This window comes from Scandinavium sp. M-37, assembly GCF_043558715.1.
In the GTDB taxonomy this organism is placed as follows: Bacteria; Pseudomonadota; Gammaproteobacteria; order Enterobacterales; family Enterobacteriaceae; genus Scandinavium; species Scandinavium vulneris_A.
In genome coordinates, this window is record NZ_JBIGIN010000019.1 from 67,743 (window position 1) to 92,926 (window position 25,184).

Here is a 25,184-nt window from a genome sequence, read left to right on the forward strand (position 1 = left end):
TTCCCCTCGCCATGAGGGAGGGGAAACAGACCACTCCCGTTAGAGCGTTATCACCACTGAATTACCCTGCGGGGCAATCACCACGCCCCATTCGCTGCCGGACTGAGAACCGCCCTGCACGCTGGCTACCTGCGGAACGTTGCGCAGGCACAGCGTCCAGTTACGGGCCTCGCCTTCACCCTGCACCTGCACCGCATTACCCTGACGTTTCGCCTTCAGCGTAAACAGCGTTGAACCGTCCGCCGCCGGAACCTGACACACCGCTTCACAACCGTCTTCCAGCGCAAACAGCTGGAACGCGGTGCCGTCGTGCCACGCGTAATCAGGCTTCTGCGTATTGTTACCCAGCGCCAGCAGGGTGTTATCACGCACGTACACCGGCAGGCTCAGCGCGTCGTGCTGCTGTTTATGCCAGCAGCTGCCCTGCACCTCGTCGTTGTGCCACAGGTGCGTCCAGCGGCCTTCTGGCAGATAGAACTGCACATCGCCTGCTTCGCTGAACACCGGCGCGACCAACACGGCATCGCCGAGCATATACTGACGGTCGAGATAATCGCAGGTTGGGTCTTGCGGGAACTCCAGCATCATCGAGCGCAGCACCGGGGTGCCGGTTTCGTTGGCAATCGCTGCCTGGCGATAGAGGTATGGCATCATCCGGCATTTCAGCTCGGTGAAGTGGCGCACCACATCGCAGGATTCATCGTCGTACGCCCACGGTACACGATAGGATTTGCTGCCGTGCAGGCGGCTGTGGCTGGAGAGCAGCCCAAAGGCGCACCAGCGTTTATACACGTGCGCCGGGGCGGTATTTTCGAAGCCGCCGATATCGTGGCTCCAGAAACCAAAGCCAGACATGCCAATCGACAGCCCGCCGCGCAGGCTTTCCGCCATTGACTCGTAATTGGCGTAGCAGTCGCCGCCCCAATGCACTGGGAATTGCTGCGCCCCGACCGAGGCCGAGCGTGCAAACAACACCGCTTCCTGCTCGCCGAGGGTCTCTTTCAGCACATTCCACACCAGTTCGTTGTAGATGAACGCGTAATGGTTGTGCATTTTCTGCGGGTCGGAGCCATCGTGCCACACCACGTCCGTTGGGATGCGTTCGCCGAAATCGGTCTTGAAGCAGTCGACGCCGATATCCACCAGGCCTTTCAGTTTGTCGGCGTACCACTGGCACGCTTCCGGGTTGGTGAAGTCATAAATCGCCAGCCCCGGCTGCCATTTATCCCACTGCCAGAGCGAGCCGTCCGGGCGTTTGAGCAAATAGCCCTTCTCTTTCAGCTCTTTAAATACCGGTGATTTCTGGCCGATATACGGGTTGATCCACACGCAGATTTTCAGCCCTTTGGCTTTCAGGCGGCGGATCATGCCTTCCGGATCCGGGAAGGTCACCGGGTCCCATTCAAAATCGCACCACTGGAAAGCTTTCATCCAGAAGCAGTCAAAATGAAACACGTGCAGCGGCAGATTGCGCTCGGCCATTCCGTCGATAAAGCTGTTTACCGTCGCTTCGTCGTAGTTTGTGGTGAACGAGGTGGTCAGCCACAGGCCGAATGACCACGCTGGCGGCAGCGCCGGGCGGCCGGTGAACTGGGTATAGCGGTTCAGCACCTCTTTCGGCGTTGGGCCGTCGATCACAAAGTATTCGAGGTATTCGCCTTCAACGCTGAACTGCACTTTCGACACTTTTTCGGAACCGACTTCAAACGACACGCACTCCGGGTGATTGACCAGCACGCCGTAGCCACGGTTGGTGATGTAGAACGGAATGTTTTTGTAGGATTGTTCGGTGCTGGTGCCGCCATCGCGGTTCCAGGTGTCGATGGTCTGGCCGTTACGCACCAGGGCGGTGAAGCGCTCACCGAGGCCGTACACGGTTTCACCCACGCCCAAATCCAGGCGCTCGAACATGTAGTTGCGGGAACTATTACTGTCCTGCACGTAGCCGTTGTTTTTCACCTGGCTGCCGGTGATACGCACGCCGTTGCGCAGAAAATCGAGCGCCCAGAATTCGCCCTTGGAGACGCGCACGCTCAGGTTGCCGCTTTTCAGCTCGGCAAACTCGGCGGTGTTCTGCATCTCGACGGGCACATCCTTCTGTACGTTCAGCGGATAGTGCGGGCCGTTATCCAGCGCGCCCTGGAAGTGCTCAATGCGCACCCCGACCACGCCTTCCTGCGGGGAGAAAAAGCGCAGCGTAAACAGCGGGGTATCCAGCTGCCAGGTGCGTTCGCGCACGTCACGCGGCGCGGCATAGACCACCATTTCGTTGCCCTGCTGTTCGACATCAAACACCTGCAACGGGTGGATAAGATTCAGGCCAGGTTGTATGAGCCAGTTTCCATCACTGATTTTCATGCCTTGTTCCTCTTAGTTCGCTAATTCTTTGCTGACCGGAGCCTGCTCAAATTCTTTCTGATTGCGGCGCGCGCCCTGCGCGATATCCGCCATGATTTTTCGTAAATAAGGGGTTTTCAGCGTGTAGTAACGCTTGGCGATAATGGCGCTCAGCAGATAGCAGGCCGCCGGGACCAGGGTAAACAGCGCGATAATGATGTTAATAGTGTCGGCGTTTTGGGTTTTCGCCCCGGCGTCGTAACCGCCTGCCGCCAGCATCCAGCCAATCATCGCCCCGCCCAGCGCCAGGCCGAGCTTCAGCACGAACAGCGTGCCTGCAAAGCTGATCCCGGTCAGGCGTTTCCCGTTGCACCACTCACCGTAATCGACGGTGTCGGACATCATTACCCACTGGATTGGGGTCACCAGCTGATGCAGCACACCAATCACGAAGATGAAGCCGAACATCACCAGGTTGGCCTGAATCGGCACGAAGAACATCGCCACGCTCAGCACCGTCAGTGCGGCGTTGGTCCACCAGAACACGCTCACTTTACATTTCCAGTCGGTGAGCGGTTTCGCCAGCGCCGAGCCAATCAGGTTGCCGACGCAGTAGGTGCACAGGAAGGCGGTGAACAGCCCGGCGGAGCCCATAATCCAGGTGGTGTAATACATCATCGCGCCGCCGCGTACGCAGACGGCGAGGATGTTGAGGATGGTCAGCAGGCCGACGATACGCCACTGATCGTTTTGCCAGATATCTTTCAAATCGGAGCGCATTGACGAGGTGCTCGGCGGCACCTGGATGCGTTCTTTGGTGGTAAAGAAGCAGAAGGCCAGCATCAGGAACGCCACCACCGACAGCACGGCGATCCCGCCCTGGAAGCCAAAGGCTTTATCGTCGCCGCCAATCAGGTTAACCAGTGGCATCATCAGCACCGTGGAGAGCATCCCGCCCGCCGTAGCCAGCACAAAGCGCCAGGATTGCAGGGAGACGCGCTGCTCTGGGTCGCCGGTGATCACTCCGCCCAGGGCGCAGTAAGGGATATTCACCACCGTGTACAGCAGGGTAAGCAGCGTGTAGGTCAGAGCGGCGTAAATCATTTTGCCGTTGAGGGAGAGATCCGGCGAGCTATAGGCCAGGACGCATACTAGGCCAAACGGGATGGCACCAAACAGGATCCACGGGCGGAATTTCCCCCAGCGACTGCGGGTGCGGTCGGCGAGCAGGCCCATGCACGGGTCAGAGATCGCATCCAGTGCACGGGCCAGCAGGAACATGGTGCCAACGAAACCAGCGGGAATACCAAAGATATCGGTATAAAAAAACATCATGTACAACATGACGTTATCAAAAATGATATGGCTGGCGGCATCTCCCATGCCGTAGCCAATCTTCTCCTTCACGGACAACACTTCGTGAGTCATTTTTTTATCCTTAACAGCGTCATCGACTTCCAGTAACCGGTTACATGGTTGTAATCCATCGTCCCTGCCGATGGAATTCCAATATCTTGTTAGCGGATTACGTTTCTTGTTTTCTGTGATCGCGGTTCAGGAGAAGAATGTGTGAAAATGTAACTTGAGGATTTCCTGAGGGTTTATGCTCAATACGGTGATTTACTGCACAGGTGCGCGTAAATTTTTACATCAAAGAGTGTGGTAACTGCCTGAAAGTAGCTATAATGCGCCCCGCCTCCATGTAGCAATCGAGGCGCGGAAGGTCGTCGTCTCCGGTGAGGCGGCTGGACTTCAAATCCAGATGGGACCGCCAGCGGCCCCGGGCAGGTTCGACTCCTGTGATCTTCCGCCAATTATCATCTCTCCATGTCCGAAAAAGTCCTTTAAAACCATTATTTACAGCAAGTTATCTAATGGCGTCATCCGTATCAGTTCGAGGGAATCTCCCTAAATCCACGAAAAAAATGTATAGTGATGTGTATAATTTTTTTATACGCAGATTTCACTTATACACATGCCACTTACAGACATACAAATCCGACGCGCTAAGGCACAAGACAAGCCCTACACCCTCAACGATGGACAAGGCTTATCCTTGCTCATAAATCCCGACGGGAGCAAAGGATGGAGGTTCCGCTACCGGTTTGCAGGTAAAGCCCGGTTAATGTCATTTGGTTCCTACAGTCTCGTCTCGCTTGCAGAGGCTCGCGACAAACGCGAAACAGCACGCAAGCAGGTAGTTAATGGCATCGATCCAGTGGAAGAACGCAAAGCTCAAAAGTTAGCGCAGCAACTCTCCACAGAGAACTCATTCGAAGCCATATGTCGAGAATGGCACACCAACAAAGCTGACCGCTGGACAGTGGCTTACCGCGACGAAATCATTAAGACCTTCGAGCAAGATATCTTCCCGTTCATTGGTAAGCGCCCAATCAGTGAGATAAAACCACTGGAACTGCTTGAAGTGCTACGGAGGATAGAGAAGCGTGGAGCGTTAGAAAAAACACGTAAGGTGCGTCAGAGGTGCGGTGAGGTTTATCGCTACGCAATCATAACTGGCCGCGCTGAATATAATCCTGCGCCTGATTTGGCTATCGCATTGGCAGTTCCCAAGCAAAAACACCACCCGTTCCTATCAGCAGAAGAACTACCTCATTTTGTTCAGGATCTAGAGGCGTACACAGGAAGCATCATTACTAAAAACGCGACAAAAATTGTGATGCTTACCGGAGTCAGGACACAGGAAATGCGCTTTGCCACATGGGATGAAATTGATTTTGATAAGGGGGTTTGGGAGATACCAGCAGAACGAATGAAGATGCGCCGTTCTCATTTAATACCACTTTCAGCACAGGTAATCGCTTTATTTCAACAGCTAAAACCTATCACTGGTCACTATCCCTACATTTTTATTGGACGGAATAACCGTAAAAAGTCTATAAGTAAGGAAAGCGTCAACCAAGTGATTGAGTTGTTGGGCTATAAAGGGAGAGCCACTGGACATGGTTTCAGACACACAATGTCAACGGTACTGCATGAAGAGGGATTCGATAGTGCATGGATCGAGATGCAGCTTGCCCATGTGGATAAGAATAGCATTCGTGGTATCTATAACCATGCTCAGTATCTTGATGGCAGGGCTCGCATGCTTCAATTTTATGCCGACCAACTATACCCCCAAAAGTAATTATTAGTTAACTAATTAAGGGCAATTAAAATGTCTTATTTTTTTGACACAGCAGTAAATATCGAAGGTAATACCAAACTTAGAGCTCCGCAGATCGAAGCCTATATAAAAATAAAAGATTTCTTCAGCGATGAAGAAAATAAAGAGGCTCTGGTTGTCTTGCCTACTGGTACAGGAAAGAGTGGCCTTATCTCAATAGCTCCGTTTGGTGTTGCACATAAAAAAGTTTTAATTATCACTCCTGGACTCATCACAAAAGATAGCATAAGAAAAACCCAAGAAGTTCTAGCAGATAATTTTTGGGTAAACTTCGATATTGTATTTAGCAGTAAAGACATCCCCATTGTTAATGAATATTCCGCTGAGTTATCAGACGAACATCTTTTAAGTAGTCATATTGTTTACTCTAATATACAAAAGGTTGCGTCAACTCGCGATAATGCATTAATCAATAGAGTTCCTTCTGATTTCTTTGATTTAATCATCATTGATGAGGCTCATCATGCACCTGCTCAGAGCTGGCGCGATACGCTCCGTTATTTCTCTAGTGCGAAAATACTTCATGTAACAGGAACGCCCTATCGGGGAGATAATCAGGAAATCCCGGGAGTAAGAATACATGAAACACCTTTATCTGAAGTTATGAGAGATAAATATGTAAAATGGTTAAGAAAAGAAACAGTCAATGCACATGAGCTGTTTTTTACTACTCCAGAACAACCAGGAATAAAGCTTTCTAAAGAACAAATATTAATGCTCAAAGATAAAGAGTGGATTGAAAAAAGTATCGCTCTATCCAAAGAATGCTCTTTAGATGTCATTGACCATAGCATTTCAAAACTTAGAGAACTAAAAAACACCTCTCAAAAGGTTCCGCATAAAATTTTAGCGGTGGGTTGCAGTATAGCGCACGCAGAAGATTTATTTAGTTGGTATAAAGAAAGAGGTATGACTTCTGTCATAGTACACAGCGAAATGGATCCTGGCGATCTATCTGACGCTTTGATGAAAGTAGATAATCACCAATGTGATGTAGTGATTTCTGTTAATATGTTAATGGAAGGCTATGACCATAAGTATCTTACAATTCTAGCAATATTCCGTCCCTATAGAAGTCTTAATGCTTTCGCTCAAGTAGTTGGAAGGATCTTACGAGCCATACCTTCATCTGAAATAACACATTTCGAAATTGATAATAATGGCATAGTGATATTTCATGAGGAAATAGGCCTAAATGTCATGTGGGAAAATTTCCAGAATGAGGTTGAAAAAGCTCGTAGAGCAACTGTACGCGAGTATACGTTTACTGACAGAGACTATGTCGAAAGAGGCAGCGAATTAGCAGGAGTCGAAAGTGAAAGTGCTTATGTAAGCGATAAAGATTCTTACTTAAATGACATTGATTTTAATGCGTTATTCGAACAAAAACGCCATGAGATAAGCGATTCAGTAAACCAGCAAATAGAAAAAATTAGACTTGCTGGCCTAGACCTTCCAGAGGATACATTAGAAGAGTTACGCCAGAAAATAGCAGAAAAAGAAGTACAGAAAGCTGCTGAATACATTGATCCTGAGTTAATTGAGAAAAGACCCCACCAAGCAAGAAAATTAATGAGGGATATTCTGAAAACACGCACTCAAGATGCGGTGTCTAATCTACTGATTGATAATGGTATTGGTGAGAAAAGCTCAGAGCTTTATGCGATTTTTAGCCGTTACATGCCATATTTAAAGACAGACGAGGCTAATGATGCTATATTAGTGAGATATGTTTTTATAAAGCTAGCCAAAGCTTATGGCCCAGTTGATAAGCGAGATAACAAAGCCCTTCTCCAGTCGATTAATGATTTAGATAAGGTTCTCGCAGAAGTTGAGAGGATGATTAAATGACAAACTATACTCAAATCATGAAAGAGATTAATAAAATAATTTCTTTTTGCATGGTCAAAGGGGTACAACCTCATGAGTTAGTTACATCTATTTTTGAGCATGAATATCAACACATCGAAACTTATAAGAAAGGTGAGCAAGTTCATTTCATTTTAACTTATTCAGACATTCATGATGATGGTGTCAATTTAATTAAAATGAAATATGTCTATAACGATAGACAACAATTACTATCAATTGCTCAAAAAATTGATTCCTCAAGCTATAAGGTCCAATGGGATCGCAGTGAAAAGCTTGATGAGCTGCTCAGTAACTTGGCATCGCAGTTGCCTAAGAACAGTTCGATTATCAGTCAACTTAGAGAAGCGATTCCTGATGATTTTAAAACTATTTTCTATCCAGTTTTAAAAGTTGCCTGATAGTCCAGTTCCTTCATATCAAAGCCGCCAGCAGGCGGCTTTTTCATATCTCGCCACCATCAGACCTCAGACGCACCACGCGCGCACGATTACATCCAACCAATAACGAACCAACATCAACCGCGCCGCGCCGTCACGACACACTCAGACGATAATTATTAATATTAAACACCACCGCTGGCGCGCAATGCTCTCCCCGCCACGCCTGCCCGCTTAAGGGGCCGCTTTTAATGCAGGTGTAAGAGTAGCCTCAGACCGCGCCAGAGCTGGCGCTGGCGGGGGAGGCCGGGACGTGAAAACGCATGCAAAACCATGCACCTTATGCATGCATGGCTTAATTCGGGAAAAAGGGCGGGATTTGCGGGGATTTTTTGACGGGCTCCTACGCGGCCAGTTCAGCGCGTTTATTCACGTAATTCTGGTTTTGTGCAGGTGTGAGTTTTTCACGATTATCATCTCGTGAAGCCGCGTCAGGCCTGAATCCGATGGCACTTAAAATGTCACTATCCTGCGCAGAATAATTAATTTTTTCACCGGCGACCAGCCAGACATTTAGTGCCTCGCGTAGATAGTCGACCGAGTGCTGCATGGCGCAGTTTCGGACGGCGGGATGCTGGCTGTTATAGCCCATTAATTCAGGCGCGAGCGCTGCGGCCAGCTCCGCGCCGTGCACCTGCATAAAATCATTTAGCCGGTTACGGATGCTGATACGCTGCACCTCCTCATGCGATCGGATATAGCGACCGGCAGCCTGATTAATTTCCCATTTCTTTACCCCAATAATATCGCGAAGAGTTTGCAGGCTCCGGCCGCTGTGACCGTCACCGTCAAGCTGTTCGCGGTATGCCTGTTCGGCCTGCGTCAGTTCGTCCCTGCGTTGCAGCCAGGCGGATTTGTTTGCCTGACAGGCCTCAAAGGCTTTCTTTAGCGTCAGTGTGGTCACGTAAGTTTCTCCTGATGACTGGTCATTCTTAAGCGCCAGCATGGTTAACGGTGGCCGCCGGTTCGGATGCAGGGATGACCGGCTCTGTCGGCGGTGAGCAGATAACCCCGTCAACGGATTCAAGCGTGCGGAAGGTTGCCGAGCACTCGATATTCACGCACTGGTGATAGCGCTGTTTGACGTTCTCAGACAGATAACGACTGGTACGGGCGTGCGCACCGGTTTTGCAGAACGGACAGTGAAACATACTTATGCCCCCGCCTTAGTTCCGTCATGTTCAGCCAGCTTTTGGGCGAGCATGTTTCGCTTAAGTGGACTGCGTAACAGTTCCATATCCACGCCGGTAATCTCTGGCCGCTGCATACCCGTCACGGATAAAACCGGCTCCTGTTTCATATCGAAGTGATACAGACTGCCCTGACGGTTGAGGGCATCACGCAGTTCGCCGATGGCGACAGATTGCGGTGCGCTTTCCCCCTTCATTTCCAGGGCACGAATGCGCAGCAGGAAAGCGCGTATGAGCGCGACGGGAACCGCGTTGATAGCCTTAGCCCATTCCGCCCCGGCGTAAGCGGTAAACGCTTCGCCATGCGCAGAGCGATATTTATTGCCGGTGGAGCAGGCATTCAGCATGGCACGACTCCGGTCAGTCTCCAGCTCCGCAATCAGGCCGGTGAACTCGTCGGCCAGCTCCCGACTGGCGATGCGCTTGCTGTGCTCCGCTTTCATTTCAGGAGTGAGATTACCGCGCAGGGTACGGAAGCGACTGCGCCAGTCCTGTTCCGCCTCTGCGCTCTCATCGAGGGCGGACTGTCGCTCCTGCTTACAGCGTTCAACTGATGTATCAATCTCTTTCAGCTTTTCCATGCTGGCTGCATGGGTGTCTCTGGCCGCAGTGAATACGGTCAGTTTAGCGGTGATGTGCTTCTCGCTTTCCGCGTTCTGTCTAGCGACAACGTTCTGCAGGGCAGAAATGACTGTTTCGGGTTTCATGTTCAAGCTCTCCGTAGGTTCAACCTGAAATGATTCTGCCCTTCATCACACAACATCTCGATTCATTGCGGTTGTGGCAGTTCTGGCACAAGCAAGGGGGTAAAACCCGGCTGGCCAGAAAAAGGTCGAAGGAAAACCCTCTCTGTGTTTGTTTTTTTACTGTTAACTATTCACCACTGTTCACCTTCAATAAAAATATAAGTAATACAGTATGTTAAATGGTGAACAGTTGAGGGGCTGACTGTTCACCTTCTGTTCACCACTGTTCACCGGCTTCCTGTTCAGCTGAGTTTTTGACTTAGACTTTTTTTGTATTAATAAATTAAAAAAAACCATAAAAATGAATAATAGATAGTGCAATCAGGTGCAACCAAATGCCAGCATATACAATAGCTTTGCCAGTGTTTGCCATTCACCAGTTAACAATTTGTTGTGCAGTGAGTCGGTGCAAAATGACTTGTTGCCCTGAGAGAAAATATTCACAAAATAGAGAGCTACCCGAGGCCGGACGGACACGACCGGCACTGTATGGATTTTATGAGGTAGCCCGATGCACACCACTTTTTCTTCCCCGTCTTCTGCGCCAGTCGCCCCACCAGTGCCGTTTCCTGACGCCGTTCAGGAGCGCTTTATTCGCCTGCCCGAAGTGATGCACCTGTGCGGTCTGTCCCGTTCGACGATTTATGACCTCATCAGCCGGGAGGCTTTCCCGAAACAGATCTCACTTGGCGGTAAAAACGTGGCATGGGCGCAGTCAGAAATTACCGCATGGATGGCCGAGCGGATCGCCGACCGTAACCGGGGCTGTGACGCATGATGATGGCCGTTCTTCTGAAAGCCCCTTTTTCTGGCTTGCTTCCGTTCGCCTTTTCCAGGTATAGTTTTCGTGCTGTCGCAAAATCGACAGCCGGGATTTGCAGCCCGTGTAACTTATTGGCGACACAACACGCGCCAAGCGTGTTTTTTTACGTCGTTGCTCAGACACACCTATTTTTCGGGCTGTGGTGTTTTCACCGTGGCACCTGTCAGATAATGGTGGTCCGGGCGGGGCAGCCTTCGGGCTGGCCGGTTTCCAATAAGGCCGGTACTGCAAACCCCGTCCGGGCTACCACCCATGAGATTTGCAGCTCTGGTGGTGGCGATAACCGCTACTTATTGGAGGTTGCCCTTATGGCTACGATCCTCACCCCGTCACACCCGCAATTTGTCTTCGTGTTTGCCGCCGTTCGTCGCGCAGACCGTAAACCCCGTATCTGTATGCTTCGCACCGTGGCCGGTGACGAGCACGCCGCACGTCTTTCCCTTGTTCGTGATTACATCCTCTCGTTTGCTGGCCGTCTGCCGGTTGCGGAGGTGCACGCATGAAACACACCACCCTCAGCATTAAAGAACTTGAATGTCTTGAGCACCTGCGTAACGTCGGCCACTTTGTCAGCGCCATGATGCAGGAGCAGGACTGCACCTCCCTTCGCCGCGACCCGGCGCAGCAGACGCAGCTTAACTCCGTGATTTACCTGATGACCGCCCAGCTCGACGGCGTGGTTGAGCGCTGCAACCAACGCTGGCTGACCGGGGAGGGTAGCGTATGAAAAAGCCGTTACCGCCGGTATTACGCGCCGCCCTGTATCGTCGTGCCGTGGCCTGTGCCTGGCTGACCCTGTGCGAACGTCAGCACCGCTATCCGCAGCTCACCCTCGATGCGCTGGAAAGTGCTATTGCCGCCGAGCTGGAAGGGTTTTATCTGCGCCAGCACGGCGAGGAAAAAGGTCGTCAGATTGCCTGTGCGCTGCTCGAAGATTTAATGGAAGCCGGTCCACTGAAAGCCGCACCGTCGCTGTCCTTTCTGGGGCTTGCCGTAATGGATGAACTCTGCGCCCGTCATATCGATACGCCGGTTGTGCACTGAGGGAGAAAATAAAGATGAAAATGAACGTAACGGAAACCGTAAAACTGGCGTGCGGCCACTGGCCGCGCATTCTCCCGGCGCTGGGCGTACCGGTTATCAAAAACCTCCATCAGGCCTGCCCGGTGTGCGGCGGCTCTGACCGCTTCCGCTTTGATGATAAAGAGGGGCGCGGGACATGGTTCTGCAACCAGTGCGGCGCGGGTGATGGGCTGAAACTGGTCGAAAAGGTATTCGGCGTGTCGGCCTCCGAGGCCGCCGGGAAAGTTAGCGCCCTGACCGGCACTCTGCCGCCGGTTACGGAGAACATTATCGCCGCCGCTGAGGCTGAAACCGATGCCAGCAGGAAAGCCGCTGCCACGCTTGCCGCCTCGCTGATGGACAAAGCACGCACGGCAACCGGCAACGCCTACCTGACCCGCAAGGGCTTTTCTGCGCTCGAATGCCTGACGCTGACCACCACACACAAGACCGGCGGCGTGACCTACCGCGCCGGTGATTTAATCGTGCCGCTGCAGGACGATACCGGCTCGGTGGTTAACGTTCAGCTTATTAATTCTGACGGCCTGAAACGCACCCTGAAAGGCGGAGCGGTAAAAGGAGCGTATCACCTTATCAAGGGGAAAAAAGAGGCGGGAAAACGCCTGTGGATAGCGGAGGGCTACGCGACCGCGCTCACCGTGCATCACCTGACCGGCGAAACCGTCATGGTGGCGCTGTCCTCCGTGAACCTCCTTTCTCTGGCGAGCCTTGCCCGGAGTCAGCACCCGGCCTGTCAGATTGTCCTCGCCGCCGACCGCGACCTCAGCGGGAACGGCCAGACTAAAGCCGCAGCGGCCGCACAGGCCTGTGAGGGCACGGTTGCCCTCCCGCCGGTGTTCGGTGACTGGAATGATGCGTTTATGCAGCAGGGCGAGGATACCACGCGCAAAGCGATTTACGGTGCCATCCGGCCAGCGGCGCAAAGTCCGTTCGACACCATGAGCGAGCCGGAATTTACCGCTATGAGCACCAGCGAAAAGGCGATGCGGGTGCATGAGCATTACGGCGAAGCGCTGGCAGTGGGTGCCAACGGCCAGCTCCTCTCCCGGTATGAAGCTGGGACGTGGAAAATTATCCCGACGTCAGCTTTTGCACGCGACGTGGCCGGGCTGTTCCAGCGCCTGCGTGCGCCGTTCTCGTCGGGGAGAATTGCCTCGGTGGTCGACACCCTGAAATTGATTATTCCACAGCAAGATGCACCGGCGCGCCGCCTGATTGGTTTTCGCAACGGCGTGCTCGATACCCTCACCGGCGTATTCAGTCCGCACAGCAAATCGCACTGGCTGCGCACCCTGTGCGACGTGGAGTTTACCCCGCCGGTGGAGGGCGAAACGCTGGAAACCCATGCGCCTAATTTCTGGCGCTGGCTTGATCGTGCAGCCGGAAAAAGTGCACAGAAGCGCGATATTATTCTTGCTGCGCTTTTTATGGTGCTGGCGAACCGCTACGACTGGCAGCTATTTCTTGAAGTGACTGGTCCCGGTGGCAGCGGGAAAAGTATTCTGGCCGAAATTGCGACCCTCCTCGCCGGGAAGGACAACACCACCTCAGCCACCATCGAAACGCTGGAATCATCACGCGAGCGTGCAGCAGTGATTGGTTATTCACTAATAATTCTTCCTGACCAAGAAAAGTGGAGCGGTGACGGGGCTGGAATCAAAGCCATTACCGGTGGTGATGCCGTATCAGTCGATCCGAAATACCGCGATGCTTACTCTACTCATATTCCGGCGGTCATTTTGGCCGTGAATAACAACCCAATGCGCTTCACCGACCGTAGCGGTGGCGTGTCCCGTCGCCGTGTGATTATGCATTTCCCTGAACAAATTGCACCGGATGAGCGCGACCCGCAGCTCAAGGACAAAATCGGACGCGAGCTGGCCGTCATCGTGCGCCAGCTTATGCAGCAGTTCAGCGATCCGATGACAGCACGCACGCTGCTCCAGTCACAGCAGAACTCTGACGAGGCAATCCGTATCAAGCGCGACGCTGATCCGGCATTTGACTTTTGCGGCTATCTCGAAGCAATGGAACAACCGAATGGAATGTATATGGGCAACGCCAATATCGTCCCTAGACAACCTCGTAACTACCTTTATCACGCCTATCTGACTTATATGGAGGCCAATGGTTACAAGAATGTCCTGAGCCTAAAAATGTTCGGCCTAGGATTGCCGATAATGCTTAAAGAATATGGGCTTAGCTATGAAAAGCGACATACCCGACAGGGTACACAGACCAACATAGCGTTGAATGATGAAAGTTACTCCGACTGGCTACCCAAGTGTGACGAGATACAAGCAATTTAAATAATTGAACCGGCGCAAGCCGGTTTTTTCTTGACATTAGCTAAGCATAATTAGATTTTGAAAACATTATTTCTAATTAACAATACAATTCAGAAGGATGAGTTATGAAGACAGTTTTCATTTTGGGTGCTGGATTTTCTGTAGAAGCGGGGGCTCCCATGCAAGAAAGCATTATGGAAGAAATATTTAGAATTTATTCCAATAACTCTGAAAAATATAGCGAAGATGATTTTATTCTTTTCAAAAATCTTTTAACCGAACAACTGTGTTATAAAGAATCTCAATTCAAAAAAATACAACTTGAGGATTTATTCACACCATTAGATAGATGTCTTGCTGATAATATCAACTTCAGGGGGCTGTCGCTTCATGAAATATTGAAAACGAGACAAGCGATTTTTAATATCATCGGAACCACGATGAGAATTCTATTAGAAGAAAATCCTAATAAGAAAAATTACATAGATCAATTTGCTGATTTTTTAGTAAATGAATCAAGTAAAAGGATAAACAAAAAATATCGTACGTTTGATCCTGTTAGTGTTATTAGTACTAATTGGGATATTCTTTTGGATACTTCGATCCACAATGTAATTCGACATAAACACTCTGGAAATGCAGTGGTTGATTACTGCTGCTACATCAGCTCATTGGATGAACATGATGAATCCGTAAAGCCAGGCCTTGAAAAGCTTGGTGCTGGAGGATTTAATGTAAAGCTTCTTAAAATACATGGTTCATTAAACTGGTTACAATGCTCACGTTGCATGCGACTTTACGCAGGGTTTGATCAGAAGATAGCATTAAGAAATTATGAAACCTGTAGGCACTGTAACAAAAATTTTCACAATAATAATTCAGTTAACTTGCTAACCTCTAATTTGATTATGCCAACATTTATTAAAGATCTTTCAAATCCTCAGTATAAAATAATATGGCAAAATGCAGGCATCGAATTATCAGAAGCTGAAAAGATAGTCTTTATAGGCTATTCATTACCAAGTGCAGATTTTGAGATGAGGCAATTATTATCCAGAATGGTAAGAAAAGAAGCAAAAATAGAGGTCGTTGGTTTTAACTCTAGCGACACACAGGAAAATAGAAATATAATGAAACAAAAATGGGCCGATTTTTTTGGAATGAGAGACATATCCGTATATCTTTGCGGTGCAAAAAATTACATTGAGACCTATATGAATAAGTTGACCGACGAATCACTAGACAGCTCAAATACAAATAAGGTATATAATTAAGAAATGACAGCAAATGTCTACATAATCTAAATGACTAGGATGGTGAACAAAGGACTGTTCATCTGTCACTATCCATTAACCGAATAAACTATTGATTTTTAATAAAAAACAATCATTGTGAATAGAGTGAACACTTGAAAGGGAAAAGATTTGTTCTTGTCGATATGGATAGTTTTGGTTATAAATTATTCATAATCTATCTTGTATTAATCTCATACCGCCACTCAAACATGTATAGCAATGTGTATAGCAAATGATACCAATGGCAAATAAAGCCATATAATTCAATGGATTGCATAGCGAAAAAGACTCCTGTGATCTTCCGCCAATTTCTAATAGCTCCGATACTATCTTGTAGACAAACTTATTATTCTTCTTACTATACAGCTATCGAATTTTCTTTCAGGTTACTGCTATGGACAGTTTTATAAGTATCAAAATAGATTATAAGCACAACAGAAAAAACCCAGAAGATATATTTAAAGCAATGTCTCTTTATATATCGGCGCAAAAAAGATATGGTAATCTACTTGCTAAGTCTCTTGAGTTGAATGTTAATTATGAATTGACTCTCTCTGATGTTGAAAGAGGCTCAATTAAATCTGTTTTAGGTTCTATTGCTGGAGGGGTAGGGAGTTTTATTAATAAGCAATCAATCAACTTAGTAGCTGATTTGATAGATATTGAAAGTCTCGACTCACCAGATAAAATAGAATCTTTAATAGTATCCCAAGAGAATAAAATAAAAGAGGATACGCATGTAATATCACCCCATCTGGATCGTGTTATATTCACTGAGATAATTTCAGAGATATCTGCAGCTAATGATTTGCTGGAGAATGATGAAACCGTTGAGATAGGCCACGCAAGCAATAATCAGTATGAATCACAATATTTAAATACAAGGATGAGGGTTCATGTTTCTCCAGAACAAATGATATCTAGTGGAGAAAATATAATAAGTACAAATAAAGACTATTTGGATGTAATAAAGCCAGTAAATTTTGGGGATTTACAATGGCTTGTGCGAAGTCGCACAACAGGAAAGCAATACCTTGCATTCATGGGGGATAAAAGATGGTTAAGAAAATATCAAGACGGGTTGATTCCGGCAATTACTGCTAAATACTGCATGATAGCATTGGTCAAACTCAATGTTTATAAAGCAAGAAAAAAAAGTGATATAAAAAGAGCAGAAATTCTTGAAGTGATAAAAATTGTGTCGAGTGATGAGGTGCAAGATGAATTATTCTAAGCATCTTAAAAGTTTACTCGCATCATATGCATTTATAATTGTACCATTTACTTTGATGATTATTATTAAAGCTTCAGAAAAAAAATGGCAAGAGATAATCATTACTAGTGATTGGTCGATAGCTAGCTTTATTATATTTGGACAGTCATTGACCTTTTTATCTTCTGCGTTAATTAAGACTTCGAGAAATAAAAAAAGAGAAGGCTGGGAGTGGTATATAGCCAAAGTGTTCTTAACGGGAATTGGTCCTAGTTTAGTATTTTATACATTGCTTCTTGTGAAACCATCTATGATTATTGGTATAGGGCAAATATTACTATTTATTTATGCATCCTACAGATTTTTTGTTGATGGTTTGACTGCAAGAAAATTAGAAAATGACCACGAGTAAGTTACTTCTTGTCTTGACGTTGTAGTTTTGACAGACAAGCCTCTTTCACCCACTTACTGAAGTTCCCCTTTCCAGCTGCTTTCTCAATCTGTTCTAAAAGCTCATCTTCGAAGCGGATGTTCTTCATGGTACTTTTTTTTCGGTCGAATTCGGCTTTCTTTTTCTCTTGCATGGTAAGTACCAATAGGCTAGTTTGTGTTCATGTGGTACCTACCACATGGAAATGAATTTTAAGCAACGCCTGGTCGTGCTGGAACACTATCAGGCGTCTAACCGCACCAACTATCAAGGAGTTGATTATGGCTGATTCGCATTCTACAACAGAGCGTCCGTTCACTGAAACCGAGCGCAAGTTAATTGTGGGATATCGTCCACGAAGTCGTGACAGAAATACCCCCAGCATAACGATTTGCGGGAAGTGGATGCGCGCGGCGGGCTTTAATATCGGTCATCATATTGCGGTGAAGGTGATGGATGGCTGTATCGTGCTGGTCGCCGATAGCCCAAAAGAACAGGCGCTGATTGAAGAACTGCGCGAAACGAAACGGGCGTTAGCAGAAATTCAGGATGCACTTGGGTCTGTGAGGATAGTGTAGAGAGCAGAAATGCATGACAGGCAACACTTGAACATAGTTTTGCCTGTCATAAGCGGGCTTAGAAAACCTCCGTCCTACCTCATTGTTACTCTTTTAAAATAATTCGAAATGAATATGTTTAGCATGTGAATATATTCACCAATAAAATTAAACAACATAAAACATTATAAATAAAAATATGTGAACAACTAAAAACAGAACCTCTATCACAATTATTTGATTTGACAGACTCTAGTATTTAGTTGTTTCTCATAAGGAGTGTTTATATGGAAAGGTATGCTAATCGAAATGGTGATTCAGGAGTTATAGCCTACGAAATAGCCCCGGATTCTATTAAGGTTCAATTTCAAGACCGTAAAGTGTATGTTTATAACGCGTCTCGCCCGGGGCAACAAATAGTCAATGAGATGAAAAAACTGGCTACTGAAGGTAGCGGCCTTAATAGTTATATTAATCGTATCGTCCGTAAAAACTTCTCACATATAGAATAATTTGATTTTCTTTTCTTAACGGATGTTCTTGGCGCCCCACAAATAAATCGGGCCAGCATCCCGCTGGCCCATGTCGCTACAGGTGACTCACTCATTCCCAGCCGGGCACGGCCCCGCCGTTAAAGATTTTTTCTGCCGCTTTCGCCACCTCTGGCGACTGATACGACTGCATAAACTCTTTCACGTTCTCCGCGTCCTTGTTGTCTTCGCGGGTGACGATGATGTTCACGTATGGCGAGTTTTTGTCTTCGATAAACACGCTGTCATGCACCGGTGACAGGCCGGTCTGCTGGATGTAGGTGGTGCTGATGATCGCCACGTCGACTTTCGGGTCGTCGAGCACGCGCGGGAGCTGCGCCCCTTCCATCTCCATAATATTGAGTTTATGCGGGTTGTCGCTGATATCCAGCGCTGTCGGCAGCAGGCCTTTGCCCGGTTTGAGAGTGATCAACTTCTCATTTTGCAGCAGTAACAGCGCGCGTCCCAGGTTGGTCGGATCGTTAGGAATGGCGACCGTAGCCCCGTCTTTTAACTCGGAAACCGATTTAATCTTGCGAGAATATCCCGCCATCGGGAACACGAAAGTGTTTCCCACTGCCACTAAATGGAAGTTATGCGCTTTGTTGTCCTGTTCCAGGAACGGACGATGCTGGAACACGTTGGCGTCCAGTTCTCCGGCGTTGGTGGCGTCGTTGGGCAGCAGCGAACCGCTGAACCCGACCAACTCGACGTCGAGGCCGTATTTGTCTTTGGCGACTTTCTTCGCCACTTCGGCCACGTCTTGTTCCGCGCCGTTAATCACGCCAACTTTAATGTGTTTGGTGGTGTCCGTTTTTTGATCACAGCCTGCCAGAAGGAGGCCGGTCAGCAGCAGGGCGCCGAGATGATGAAGAGGTAATTTCACGCCAGAGTTCCTTTTTAAACAGTCCGTTAAAACAAGGTGTGCCTGATGAAAAATGACTATAGCGACTTTGTTGAGGCGAGGATAAAAACGAAAAGGAATGAGAGAGACGAAAAGGTGATAAAGCCGGTCTATAGCGCCTGAACGCGTAGGCCCGGCAAGCAACGCGCCGCCGGGCGCCCGGTGGCGCTGCGCTGACCGGGCTACGGGTTACTTCAGGGTATTAGCAATCGCATTAAACATCAGCGACGCTTCCAGCGGCTGAGCGCTGAAGGACGGCTCGGCTTTCGGCCATGCGGACCACTGCACGATCACCAGTTTTTGCTGCGGATTGACCACAATTACCTGGCCAAAAATACCCAGCGCCCACATCGTGTCCTGGCTCGATAACCCTTGTTTTGGGCCAACGTCTTTGGCGTTCACCGGCACGCTGTTGTTCCACCACTGATAGCCATACATCCCATCAGGATGCCCAGCAGAAACCGATTTATCGGCGGTGTTCCAGGTTCTGGCGTCTTTCACCCAGTTATCCGGCAGCGTTTGAGTGCCATCCGGCAATACGCCGTTGTTCATGATAAACAGCCCGAATTTGCCCCAGTCTTGCAGGGTGGCGTTAAAGCCATGCGCGCCAACGTCGTGTTTGCCAGGCTGATAGCTATGCCACACGCCGTCATGCACCATGCCGTACGGCTGCCAGATTTTCTCCTGCAGGTTCTGCGCCAGCGATTTGCCGGTGGCTTTCTCCAGGGTATCGCCCAGCAGCCATGCCCCGCCGGAAGAGTAAGACCAGGCCGCGCCCGGCTTGGCGTAGGCGCTGCGTTTCGGGTCTTTCACCAGCGCGTTCACGCAGGCGTAGGTATCTTTATTGGCCTCACACTGGGTCAGTTTTGCGAAGTCAGACTGCGGATTCGTGTAATCCTCATTCCAGGTCACGCCGGAGGTGTGCTGCATCAGCTGGCGCACCGTAACGTGCTCCCAGGCAGTGCCTTTAACGTCAGGGTTATATTTGACGATTTCATCGTCCAGCGAGGCGATCTTGCCCTCTTTTACCGCCACACCGACCAGCGTCGAGACCACTGATTTCCCTACCGAGCGCGAGGTCCACAGCGTGGTCGGGGTGTTGCCGTGGCTGTAATACTGGTACGCGATTTTGCCGTCTTTGATGACCATCATCCCGGTCACGTCGTTACGTTTGAGGTAATCCTGCAAATTATAATCGTGGCCCTGATAGTGATAGGTCGCGGCGCTCAGGGAGCGTTCCATGAGCGGAATGGGCCGGGCGTGGTCCGCTTTAAACACGTCGCCCGCGTAGGAGCGATAGTCGTTGCGAAAGCCAACCACGCGCTGCTGTTGGTTCCAGGTCAGCATGTCTTTTACGTCAGGCAGTTGGGTATCAACCGGAGCCGGGCAGGTGGTCAGCTGCGGCACGCCGCAGTCATTGGCGGCCTGCGCCGCGTTGGCCTGTAAAGAGGCGGTGAGGCAGAGTGCGAGTAAACAAAGTGGAGCAGAAAATGTGCGCATAAAGGAGCCCTTCATCGTGGTTGTTTTCAGATGTTGGGCCCCACTTTAGGGGAGATTTTTCAGGCCACACAGTCAGTGAGTGGGGGAAAATCCCCCGCTCGTGAGGCAACAGCCGATCACAGCCCCAGCGCGCTCAGGCCGGGATGATCGTCCGGGCGTCGGCCCTGCGGCCAACGAAACTGGCGTTCGTATTCGGCGATCGGCAGATCGTTGATGCAGGCATAGCGCTTGCTCATCAGGCCGTTATCATCAAATTCCCAGTTTTCATTACCGTAAGAACGGAACCAGTTGCCGCTTTCATCATGCCATTCATAGGCAAAACGCACCGCGATGCGGTTGTCGGTATAGGCCCACAGTTCTTTGATCAGCCGATACTCCAGCTCTGTGCGCCATTTGCGGTCGAGAAACGCCACGATGGCGTCGCGGCCTTCAACGAACTCGCTGCGATTGCGCCAGCTGCTGTCAGGCGTGTAGGCCAGCGAGACTTTCTCCGGGTTGCGACTGTTCCAGCCATCTTCGGCGGCGCGCACTTTTTGAATCGCGCTTTCCAGGGTAAACGGGGGCAAAGGCGGACGTTGTTCACTCATAACTCACTCCGACAGGTTCAGGTTAACTCAGCCTGGCACAACTTTGTTTAATGATGTGACTTCTTCAACGGCGCTTCTTTCAGCCACCACGACAGCGCAAACGCCAGCACCATGATACACGCCGCCATCAGGAATGCCGCATGGATAGCGGCCCCGAAGGCATCGAGGTAATCGGCCCGCAGGGCTTCCGGCAGATGATGCACCGCCACCGGGTTCAAGGCGTGCGGCATTTCAGCGCCTTCCGGCAGCAGACGGGTCAGGTTGGATTGCAGCACATGGGTAAACACCGCGCCAAACAGCGCCACGCCGATGGACCCGCCAATCGAGCGGAACAGCGTCACGCCAGAGGTCGCCACGCCGTACAGGTTCGGCGCCACCGAGTTCTGTACCGCCAGTACCAGCACCTGCATCACCAGGCCGAGGCCCATTCCCAGCACGCCGGTGAACAGGTACAAATGCCACGTTGGGGAGTTAATGGTGATGCGGGTCAGCAACAGCATGCCGATAAAGCCCAACAGCGTCCCGACGATCGGATACAGGCGATATTTCCCGGTGCGGCTGATCAGTCGTCCGCTGATAATCGAGGTCAGCAGCAGGCCGCCCATCAGCGGGATCAGCTGCAGCCCGGCTTCGGTCGGGGTGGCGTTTTTCACCACCTGCAAATAGAGCGGCAGGAAGGTGACCGAGCCAAACAGCGACATCCCGATAATAAAGCCAATCAGGCTGCACAGCAGGAAGCTGCGGTCGCGGAACAGCGACAGCGGAATAATCGGCTCAAACGCCAGCCGTTCTTCATAAATAAACCCGGCAATACCGACCAGACCGAACGCCAGAATGCACCACAGCTGCGGGTCGCTCCATTCGCGTACCGTGCCGCCTTCGGTGGTAAACAGGGTGATGCACAGCAGCGCCATGCTGAGATACAGCGCACCGAGCCAGTCAATCTGATGGGTGGTGCGTTTGTTAGTGCTGCGGAATACCGCCCCGATCACCAACAGCGCAAACAGGCCCAGCGGCAGGTTGATGTAGAAAATCCAGCGCCAGGAGGTGTGCTGCACGATAAAGCCGCCAATCAGCGGACCAATCACCGTGGCGAGACCAAACACGCCGCCAAACAGGCCCTGATAGCGCCCGCGATCGGCGGGGGGAATCACGTCGGCGACCGCCGCCATGCTGATCACCATCAGACCGCCGCCGCCCAGACCTTGCAGGCCGCGCATCAGCACCAGTTGGGTCATGTTCTGCGCCAGTCCGCACAGGGCGGAACCGACAAGGAACAGCACGATGGCGATCTGCAGCACCCGCTTGCGGCCAAACAGATCGCCGAATTTACCGTACAGCGGCACCACGATGGTCGACGTCAGAATATAGGCGGTTACCACCCATGACAGCTTATCGAGGCCGCCGAGTTCACCGACAATCGTCGGCAATGCGGTCGAGACAATGGTCTGATCCAGCGCCGACAGCAGCATGACTAACAGCAAAGCGCTGAACAACAGGCGGATGGACTTCACACCGGTTGCCGGAACGTGCTGCGGTTGAGTCGTCTCTTGAGACTCCATAACAGGCTCGCTTGAAATTAATTAAATACCTAATTAATATTTATGTAAGTTATGGTTCAGGTCAAGGGACACCCCGCAAATGAAAGCACAGAATGGCAAGGATAATTCCGAGAAGCCGCGTCGCCCAGGGCGTCCGCGCGGAAAGAAGGCCGGAGCCGACAACCGCGAACAGCTGATGGATATCGCGTTGACGTTGTTTTCCCGCGAAGGGATCGCCCGCGTGTCGCTGAACGCTATCGCCAAAGAGGCGGGGGTAACGCCCGCGATGCTGCATTACTATTTCAACAGCCGCGAAGCGCTGATCGAACAGCTACTCGAAGAGCGCTTCATGCCGCTGCGCAATCGCATCAGCACCGCGTTTGTCGAGCATCAGGACGACCCGGTAAGCGCCTTCACCCAAATGGTGCGGGTGCTGGCGGAACTGGCGGAGCAGAACGCCTGGTTCGCCCCGCTGTGGATGCAGGAGATGATTGGCGAAATGCCGATCCTGCGCCAGCACATGCAGGCGCGTTTCGGTGAAGACAAGCACCAGAAACTGCTCACCACCGTCGCGCACTGGCAGGAAAGCGGGAAACTGAACCGCGACCTGTCCCCGGAGCTGCTGGTGACGACGCTGATTAGCCTGGTGCTGGTGCCGTTTTCCCGTCTGCGTACCGACGAACGCCTGAAATCCGTTTCCCCTGACACTATTGTGCGCCACGCGCTGGCGATGATGGGCCAGGGGATCGGCGGTTAAAGGGCTTTGGTCAGGTAGTGACGCTGCATTCCCTGATGCGGGAAATCATTGATGGTGTTATGCAGGGTAAAGCCGCATTTCTGATAAAACGGCAGCGCCTGGAAACTGGCGGTGTCGACCAGCATATGACGACAGCCCCACTCGCGGATGCGCTTTTCCGCTTCACGAATCAGCTCTCCGCCCAGCCCCTGACCCCGCGCGGCTTCGCTGACCCATAAAAAGTCGATACACAGCCAGTCACCTTTGCGTTTGCCAATCAGGCCGCCGAGCATGTCTCCACTCTCATCCCGGGAGTAAACCCCCAGATCGTGCCAGTCTTTGGTATCAATAAACTGGCTGTTAAAAGCGCGTAATCCGCTGAGTAATGCTTCCTGGTCTTGCTGAGTCACTTTCTCGGTAATCTCAATCTGCATAGCCTGTCTCCGCGTTGATGTGCCTAAAACGCCCCCCATTATTGAGTGCGGACACCAACATCTCAATCAGTGATATGATTCCAGGCAAAGAAATCAGGTTGTTGAGGGAAAGATGGGCTCGACCAGGAAAGGGATGCTGAACGTACTGATAGCCGCCGTGCTGTGGGGCAGTTCCGGCGTCTGTGCGCAATACATCATGGAACAGAGTCAGATGTCGTCGCCGTTTTTGACCATGGTGCGCCTGCTGTTCGCCGGGTTCATCCTGCTGATGCTGGCCTTCGTGCATGGCGATAATATTTTCAGCATTCTCAAGAGCCGCAAAGATGCGTTGAGCCTGCTGCTGTTCTCGATTGTCGGTGCGCTAACGGTGCAGCTCACCTTCCTGATGACCATCGAAAAATCGAATGCTGCCACGGCGACGGTGCTGCAGTTCCTGTCGCCGACGATTATCGTGGCGTGGTTTGCCCTTGCCCGGAAATCGCGGCCCGGCATTTTGGTGTTTGCCGCCATTTTGACCTCGCTTATCGGCACATTTTTGCTGGTCACCCACGGCAACCCGACGTCGCTGTCCATTTCCCCTGCGGCGCTGTTCTGGGGAATTGCCTCGGCCTTTGCCGCCGCGTTCTATACCACCTATCCGTCTACGCTGATTGCGCGCTACGGTACGCTGCCGATTGTCGGCTGGAGTATGCTGCTGGGTGGGGCGTGTCTGCTGCCGTTCTACGCCGGGGAGGGGTTACATTTCGCTATCGGCGGTAATCTGCTGCTGGCGTTTTTCTATCTGGTGGTGATTGGCACTTCGCTGACGTTCAGCCTGTACCTGAAGGGCGCGCAGATGATTGGCGGCCCGAAGGCCAGCGTGCTGAGCTGCGCCGAACCGCTGAGTAGCGCGCTGCTGTCGGTGTTGCTGTTGGGCGTCAGCTTTGCGTTGCCGGATTGGATTGGTACGCTGCTGATCCTCTCGTCGGTGGTGCTGATTTCGCTCGATTCACGCCGTCACGCCCGGCTCGGATAAGTTGATCATGCTTTTGCGCATTCAACGGCCTGAACATATAGTAGAGGTATTGCACCTTGCAAAATAAGGGATCCATTATGAAAACCACGCCATTACTTTGTCTGCTGGCCTGTCTGGTCGTCCCGGCCACGTATGCCAGCTCTCCACTGCAAGGCTTGCAGTTTGAACAGCAAAAAATGCAGGTGATGAAGGACGTCAAAAAAACCTGTACCCCGAGCAAAAACCTGAGCGAAACCGACTTCGCTAACAAAATTCTCGCGAACGAAGACAACAAGCGCCACGTGCGTGACGCGACGCTGGCAATGGAACGTAATAACCAGAAGAACTACTGGGACGCCATCGGGCAAATCCAGTGCCCGGATATGTGATCCGGGCGGAAGGCTTATTTAAGGTTCATCGCGCCTTACCGGGGAACGCTGCTTTTATCTTCATAAAAAAGTAGTCGTTATCCCGGTATCCGTATGCCATTCGTTTTATCA

Annotated in this window: 27 protein-coding genes and 1 tRNA gene; 17 read left to right on the plus strand and 11 right to left on the minus strand. The window is 50.6% G+C overall.

Annotated elements, in window-relative coordinates; translation table 11 throughout:
* Positions 1–39: 39 nt before the first annotated feature.
* A complete protein-coding gene (gene yicI, locus ACG0Z5_RS14890; protein WP_394448554.1) occupies positions 40–2,358 on the minus strand; it encodes an alpha-xylosidase in 2,319 nt (772 codons plus the stop codon).
* 12 nt (positions 2,359–2,370) lie between these two features.
* Positions 2,371–3,765 (minus strand): glycoside-pentoside-hexuronide family transporter, encoded by a 1,395-nt coding sequence (locus ACG0Z5_RS14895; RefSeq protein WP_394448556.1) that lies wholly within the window; start codon positions 3,763–3,765, stop codon positions 2,371–2,373.
* A 290-nt stretch (positions 3,766–4,055) separates the two neighbouring features.
* On the opposite strand from ACG0Z5_RS14895, the gene ACG0Z5_RS14900 reads away from it, so the two are divergent.
* The 4 genes from ACG0Z5_RS14900 to ACG0Z5_RS14915 all read left to right on the plus strand — a co-directional run bounded on the left by ACG0Z5_RS14900 (position 4,056) and on the right by ACG0Z5_RS14915 (position 7,794).
* Positions 4,056–4,150, plus strand: a tRNA-Sec gene (locus tag ACG0Z5_RS14900).
* Between the two features lie 162 nt (positions 4,151–4,312).
* Positions 4,313–5,485, plus strand: coding sequence for a tyrosine-type recombinase/integrase (locus ACG0Z5_RS14905; protein ID WP_394448559.1), 1,173 nt, complete (start codon positions 4,313–4,315; stop codon positions 5,483–5,485).
* Between the two features lie 30 nt (positions 5,486–5,515).
* Positions 5,516–7,375 (plus strand): DEAD/DEAH box helicase, encoded by a 1,860-nt coding sequence (locus tag ACG0Z5_RS14910; RefSeq protein WP_394448562.1) that lies wholly within the window; start codon positions 5,516–5,518, stop codon positions 7,373–7,375.
* Complete coding sequence (locus ACG0Z5_RS14915; RefSeq protein WP_394448565.1) at positions 7,372–7,794, plus strand: hypothetical protein; 423 nt, start codon at positions 7,372–7,374, stop codon at positions 7,792–7,794. Before ACG0Z5_RS14910 ends, ACG0Z5_RS14915 begins: the two co-directional genes overlap by 4 nt.
* Before the next feature lie 382 nt (positions 7,795–8,176).
* On the opposite strand, the gene ACG0Z5_RS14920 is transcribed toward ACG0Z5_RS14915, so the two are convergent.
* Genes ACG0Z5_RS14920 through ACG0Z5_RS14930 form a run of 3 tightly spaced genes read right to left on the minus strand, consistent with a single transcriptional unit; the run spans position 8,177 to position 9,730 of the window.
* On the minus strand, positions 8,177–8,737 hold the full coding sequence (locus ACG0Z5_RS14920; protein WP_253233840.1) for a phage polarity suppression protein: 561 nt from the start codon (positions 8,735–8,737) through the stop codon (positions 8,177–8,179).
* A 28-nt stretch (positions 8,738–8,765) separates the two neighbouring features.
* Positions 8,766–8,984, minus strand: coding sequence for an ogr/Delta-like zinc finger family protein (locus ACG0Z5_RS14925; RefSeq protein WP_253233841.1), 219 nt, complete (start codon positions 8,982–8,984; stop codon positions 8,766–8,768).
* Positions 8,985–8,986: 2 nt separating this feature from the next.
* The gene (locus tag ACG0Z5_RS14930) at positions 8,987–9,730 is read right to left on the minus strand and encodes a capsid protein (RefSeq protein ID WP_394448568.1); all 744 of its coding nucleotides are present in this window, start codon (positions 9,728–9,730) and stop codon (positions 8,987–8,989) included.
* A 550-nt stretch (positions 9,731–10,280) separates the two neighbouring features.
* Between ACG0Z5_RS14930 and ACG0Z5_RS14935 the strand changes: the two genes are divergently transcribed.
* The 8 genes from ACG0Z5_RS14935 (at position 10,281) to ACG0Z5_RS14970 (ending at position 16,883) form a co-directional block, all read left to right on the plus strand.
* A complete protein-coding gene (locus ACG0Z5_RS14935; RefSeq protein ID WP_253233843.1) occupies positions 10,281–10,547 on the plus strand; it encodes a helix-turn-helix transcriptional regulator in 267 nt (88 codons plus the stop codon).
* Positions 10,544–11,095, plus strand: a complete 552-nt coding sequence (locus ACG0Z5_RS14940) for a host cell division inhibitor Icd-like protein (protein WP_394448572.1) — start codon at positions 10,544–10,546, stop codon at positions 11,093–11,095. Before ACG0Z5_RS14935 ends, ACG0Z5_RS14940 begins: the two co-directional genes overlap by 4 nt.
* The gene (locus ACG0Z5_RS14945; protein ID WP_202714079.1) at positions 11,092–11,319 is read left to right on the plus strand and encodes a hypothetical protein; all 228 of its coding nucleotides are present in this window, start codon (positions 11,092–11,094) and stop codon (positions 11,317–11,319) included. Before ACG0Z5_RS14940 ends, ACG0Z5_RS14945 begins: the two co-directional genes overlap by 4 nt.
* Positions 11,316–11,636, plus strand: a complete 321-nt coding sequence (locus tag ACG0Z5_RS14950; protein ID WP_048229237.1) for a DUF5375 domain-containing protein — start codon at positions 11,316–11,318, stop codon at positions 11,634–11,636. The genes ACG0Z5_RS14945 and ACG0Z5_RS14950 overlap by 4 nt, the downstream gene beginning before the upstream one ends.
* A gap of 14 nt (positions 11,637–11,650) precedes the next feature.
* Positions 11,651–13,984 carry a primase-helicase zinc-binding domain-containing protein gene (locus ACG0Z5_RS14955; RefSeq protein ID WP_394448574.1) on the plus strand — a complete coding sequence of 778 codons (2,334 nt, stop codon included), beginning with the start codon at positions 11,651–11,653 and terminating at the stop codon, positions 13,982–13,984.
* A gap of 104 nt (positions 13,985–14,088) precedes the next feature.
* On the plus strand, positions 14,089–15,237 hold the full coding sequence (locus tag ACG0Z5_RS14960) for a hypothetical protein (protein WP_394448577.1): 1,149 nt from the start codon (positions 14,089–14,091) through the stop codon (positions 15,235–15,237).
* A gap of 415 nt (positions 15,238–15,652) precedes the next feature.
* Complete coding sequence (locus tag ACG0Z5_RS14965; protein WP_394448579.1) at positions 15,653–16,492, plus strand: hypothetical protein; 840 nt, start codon at positions 15,653–15,655, stop codon at positions 16,490–16,492.
* A complete protein-coding gene (locus tag ACG0Z5_RS14970) occupies positions 16,479–16,883 on the plus strand; it encodes a hypothetical protein (protein WP_394448582.1) in 405 nt (134 codons plus the stop codon). The genes ACG0Z5_RS14965 and ACG0Z5_RS14970 overlap by 14 nt, the downstream gene beginning before the upstream one ends.
* Position 16,884: 1 nt before the next feature.
* On the opposite strand, the gene ACG0Z5_RS14975 is transcribed toward ACG0Z5_RS14970, so the two are convergent.
* Positions 16,885–17,055: a YlcI/YnfO family protein gene (locus ACG0Z5_RS14975; RefSeq protein WP_394448585.1), complete on the minus strand. Its 171-nt coding sequence runs from the start codon at positions 17,053–17,055 to the stop codon at positions 16,885–16,887.
* Positions 17,056–17,182: 127 nt separating this feature from the next.
* Here ACG0Z5_RS14975 and ACG0Z5_RS14980 point away from each other — a divergent pair, with 127 nt between their 5' ends.
* Both ACG0Z5_RS14980 and ACG0Z5_RS14985 read left to right on the plus strand, forming a co-directional pair.
* Complete coding sequence (locus tag ACG0Z5_RS14980) at positions 17,183–17,479, plus strand: SymE family type I addiction module toxin (RefSeq protein WP_394448588.1); 297 nt, start codon at positions 17,183–17,185, stop codon at positions 17,477–17,479.
* A gap of 266 nt (positions 17,480–17,745) precedes the next feature.
* Positions 17,746–17,970 (plus strand): hypothetical protein, encoded by a 225-nt coding sequence (locus tag ACG0Z5_RS14985; protein WP_394448591.1) that lies wholly within the window; start codon positions 17,746–17,748, stop codon positions 17,968–17,970.
* A 91-nt stretch (positions 17,971–18,061) separates the two neighbouring features.
* Here ACG0Z5_RS14985 and nlpA read toward each other — a convergent pair whose 3' ends face one another.
* From nlpA to ACG0Z5_RS15005, 4 genes are all read right to left on the minus strand, one after another.
* Entirely contained in the window at positions 18,062–18,874 is an 813-nt protein-coding gene (gene nlpA, locus ACG0Z5_RS14990) for a lipoprotein NlpA (protein ID WP_319627263.1), read from the minus strand.
* Between the two features lie 207 nt (positions 18,875–19,081).
* On the minus strand, positions 19,082–20,392 hold the full coding sequence (locus ACG0Z5_RS14995; RefSeq protein WP_394448594.1) for a serine hydrolase domain-containing protein: 1,311 nt from the start codon (positions 20,390–20,392) through the stop codon (positions 19,082–19,084).
* A 116-nt stretch (positions 20,393–20,508) separates the two neighbouring features.
* A complete protein-coding gene (locus tag ACG0Z5_RS15000; protein WP_394448596.1) occupies positions 20,509–20,979 on the minus strand; it encodes a DUF1348 family protein in 471 nt (156 codons plus the stop codon).
* Positions 20,980–21,026: 47 nt separating this feature from the next.
* Positions 21,027–22,541: an MDR family MFS transporter gene (locus ACG0Z5_RS15005; protein WP_394448599.1), complete on the minus strand. Its 1,515-nt coding sequence runs from the start codon at positions 22,539–22,541 to the stop codon at positions 21,027–21,029.
* A gap of 79 nt (positions 22,542–22,620) precedes the next feature.
* Here ACG0Z5_RS15005 and ACG0Z5_RS15010 point away from each other — a divergent pair, with 79 nt between their 5' ends.
* On the plus strand, positions 22,621–23,277 hold the full coding sequence (locus ACG0Z5_RS15010; protein ID WP_394448601.1) for a TetR/AcrR family transcriptional regulator: 657 nt from the start codon (positions 22,621–22,623) through the stop codon (positions 23,275–23,277).
* Here ACG0Z5_RS15010 and ACG0Z5_RS15015 read toward each other — a convergent pair.
* Complete coding sequence (locus tag ACG0Z5_RS15015) at positions 23,274–23,690, minus strand: GNAT family N-acetyltransferase (RefSeq protein ID WP_394448604.1); 417 nt, start codon at positions 23,688–23,690, stop codon at positions 23,274–23,276. The genes ACG0Z5_RS15010 and ACG0Z5_RS15015 overlap by 4 nt on opposite strands.
* Before the next feature lie 112 nt (positions 23,691–23,802).
* Here ACG0Z5_RS15015 and ACG0Z5_RS15020 point away from each other — a divergent pair, with 112 nt between their 5' ends.
* Positions 23,803–24,705: an EamA family transporter gene (locus ACG0Z5_RS15020; protein ID WP_394448607.1), complete on the plus strand. Its 903-nt coding sequence runs from the start codon at positions 23,803–23,805 to the stop codon at positions 24,703–24,705.
* A 77-nt stretch (positions 24,706–24,782) separates the two neighbouring features.
* Positions 24,783–25,073, plus strand: coding sequence for a YicS family protein (locus ACG0Z5_RS15025; protein WP_394448609.1), 291 nt, complete (start codon positions 24,783–24,785; stop codon positions 25,071–25,073).
* Positions 25,074–25,184: the final 111 nt, after the last annotated feature.

Excerpts from the sequence above, each read along its gene's own strand:
- yicI (WP_394448554.1), bottom strand. The coding sequence starts at position 2,358 with ATGAAAATCAGTGATGGAAACTGGCTCATACAACCTGGCCTGAATCTT.
- ACG0Z5_RS14895 (WP_394448556.1), bottom strand. The coding sequence starts at position 3,765 with ATGACTCACGAAGTGTTGTCCGTGAAGGAGAAGATTGGCTACGGCATG.
- ACG0Z5_RS14905 (WP_394448559.1), top strand. The coding sequence starts at position 4,313 with ATGCCACTTACAGACATACAAATCCGACGCGCTAAGGCACAAGACAAG.
- ACG0Z5_RS14910 (WP_394448562.1), top strand. The coding sequence starts at position 5,516 with ATGTCTTATTTTTTTGACACAGCAGTAAATATCGAAGGTAATACCAAA.
- ACG0Z5_RS14915 (WP_394448565.1), top strand. The coding sequence starts at position 7,372 with ATGACAAACTATACTCAAATCATGAAAGAGATTAATAAAATAATTTCT.
- ACG0Z5_RS14925 (WP_253233841.1), bottom strand. The coding sequence starts at position 8,984 with ATGTTTCACTGTCCGTTCTGCAAAACCGGTGCGCACGCCCGTACCAGT.
- ACG0Z5_RS14930 (WP_394448568.1), bottom strand. The coding sequence starts at position 9,730 with ATGAAACCCGAAACAGTCATTTCTGCCCTGCAGAACGTTGTCGCTAGA.
- ACG0Z5_RS14935 (WP_253233843.1), top strand. The coding sequence starts at position 10,281 with ATGCACACCACTTTTTCTTCCCCGTCTTCTGCGCCAGTCGCCCCACCA.
- ACG0Z5_RS14940 (WP_394448572.1), top strand. The coding sequence starts at position 10,544 with ATGATGATGGCCGTTCTTCTGAAAGCCCCTTTTTCTGGCTTGCTTCCG.
- ACG0Z5_RS14945 (WP_202714079.1), top strand. The coding sequence starts at position 11,092 with ATGAAACACACCACCCTCAGCATTAAAGAACTTGAATGTCTTGAGCAC.
- ACG0Z5_RS14950 (WP_048229237.1), top strand. The coding sequence starts at position 11,316 with ATGAAAAAGCCGTTACCGCCGGTATTACGCGCCGCCCTGTATCGTCGT.
- ACG0Z5_RS14955 (WP_394448574.1), top strand. The coding sequence starts at position 11,651 with ATGAAAATGAACGTAACGGAAACCGTAAAACTGGCGTGCGGCCACTGG.
- ACG0Z5_RS14960 (WP_394448577.1), top strand. The coding sequence starts at position 14,089 with ATGAAGACAGTTTTCATTTTGGGTGCTGGATTTTCTGTAGAAGCGGGG.
- ACG0Z5_RS14965 (WP_394448579.1), top strand. The coding sequence starts at position 15,653 with ATGGACAGTTTTATAAGTATCAAAATAGATTATAAGCACAACAGAAAA.
- ACG0Z5_RS14970 (WP_394448582.1), top strand. The coding sequence starts at position 16,479 with ATGAATTATTCTAAGCATCTTAAAAGTTTACTCGCATCATATGCATTT.
- ACG0Z5_RS14975 (WP_394448585.1), bottom strand. The coding sequence starts at position 17,055 with ATGCAAGAGAAAAAGAAAGCCGAATTCGACCGAAAAAAAAGTACCATG.
- ACG0Z5_RS14980 (WP_394448588.1), top strand. The coding sequence starts at position 17,183 with ATGGCTGATTCGCATTCTACAACAGAGCGTCCGTTCACTGAAACCGAG.
- ACG0Z5_RS14985 (WP_394448591.1), top strand. The coding sequence starts at position 17,746 with ATGGAAAGGTATGCTAATCGAAATGGTGATTCAGGAGTTATAGCCTAC.
- ACG0Z5_RS14995 (WP_394448594.1), bottom strand. The coding sequence starts at position 20,392 with ATGCGCACATTTTCTGCTCCACTTTGTTTACTCGCACTCTGCCTCACC.
- ACG0Z5_RS15000 (WP_394448596.1), bottom strand. The coding sequence starts at position 20,979 with ATGAGTGAACAACGTCCGCCTTTGCCCCCGTTTACCCTGGAAAGCGCG.
- ACG0Z5_RS15005 (WP_394448599.1), bottom strand. The coding sequence starts at position 22,541 with ATGGAGTCTCAAGAGACGACTCAACCGCAGCACGTTCCGGCAACCGGT.
- ACG0Z5_RS15010 (WP_394448601.1), top strand. The coding sequence starts at position 22,621 with ATGAAAGCACAGAATGGCAAGGATAATTCCGAGAAGCCGCGTCGCCCA.
- ACG0Z5_RS15015 (WP_394448604.1), bottom strand. The coding sequence starts at position 23,690 with ATGCAGATTGAGATTACCGAGAAAGTGACTCAGCAAGACCAGGAAGCA.
- ACG0Z5_RS15020 (WP_394448607.1), top strand. The coding sequence starts at position 23,803 with ATGGGCTCGACCAGGAAAGGGATGCTGAACGTACTGATAGCCGCCGTG.
- ACG0Z5_RS15025 (WP_394448609.1), top strand. The coding sequence starts at position 24,783 with ATGAAAACCACGCCATTACTTTGTCTGCTGGCCTGTCTGGTCGTCCCG.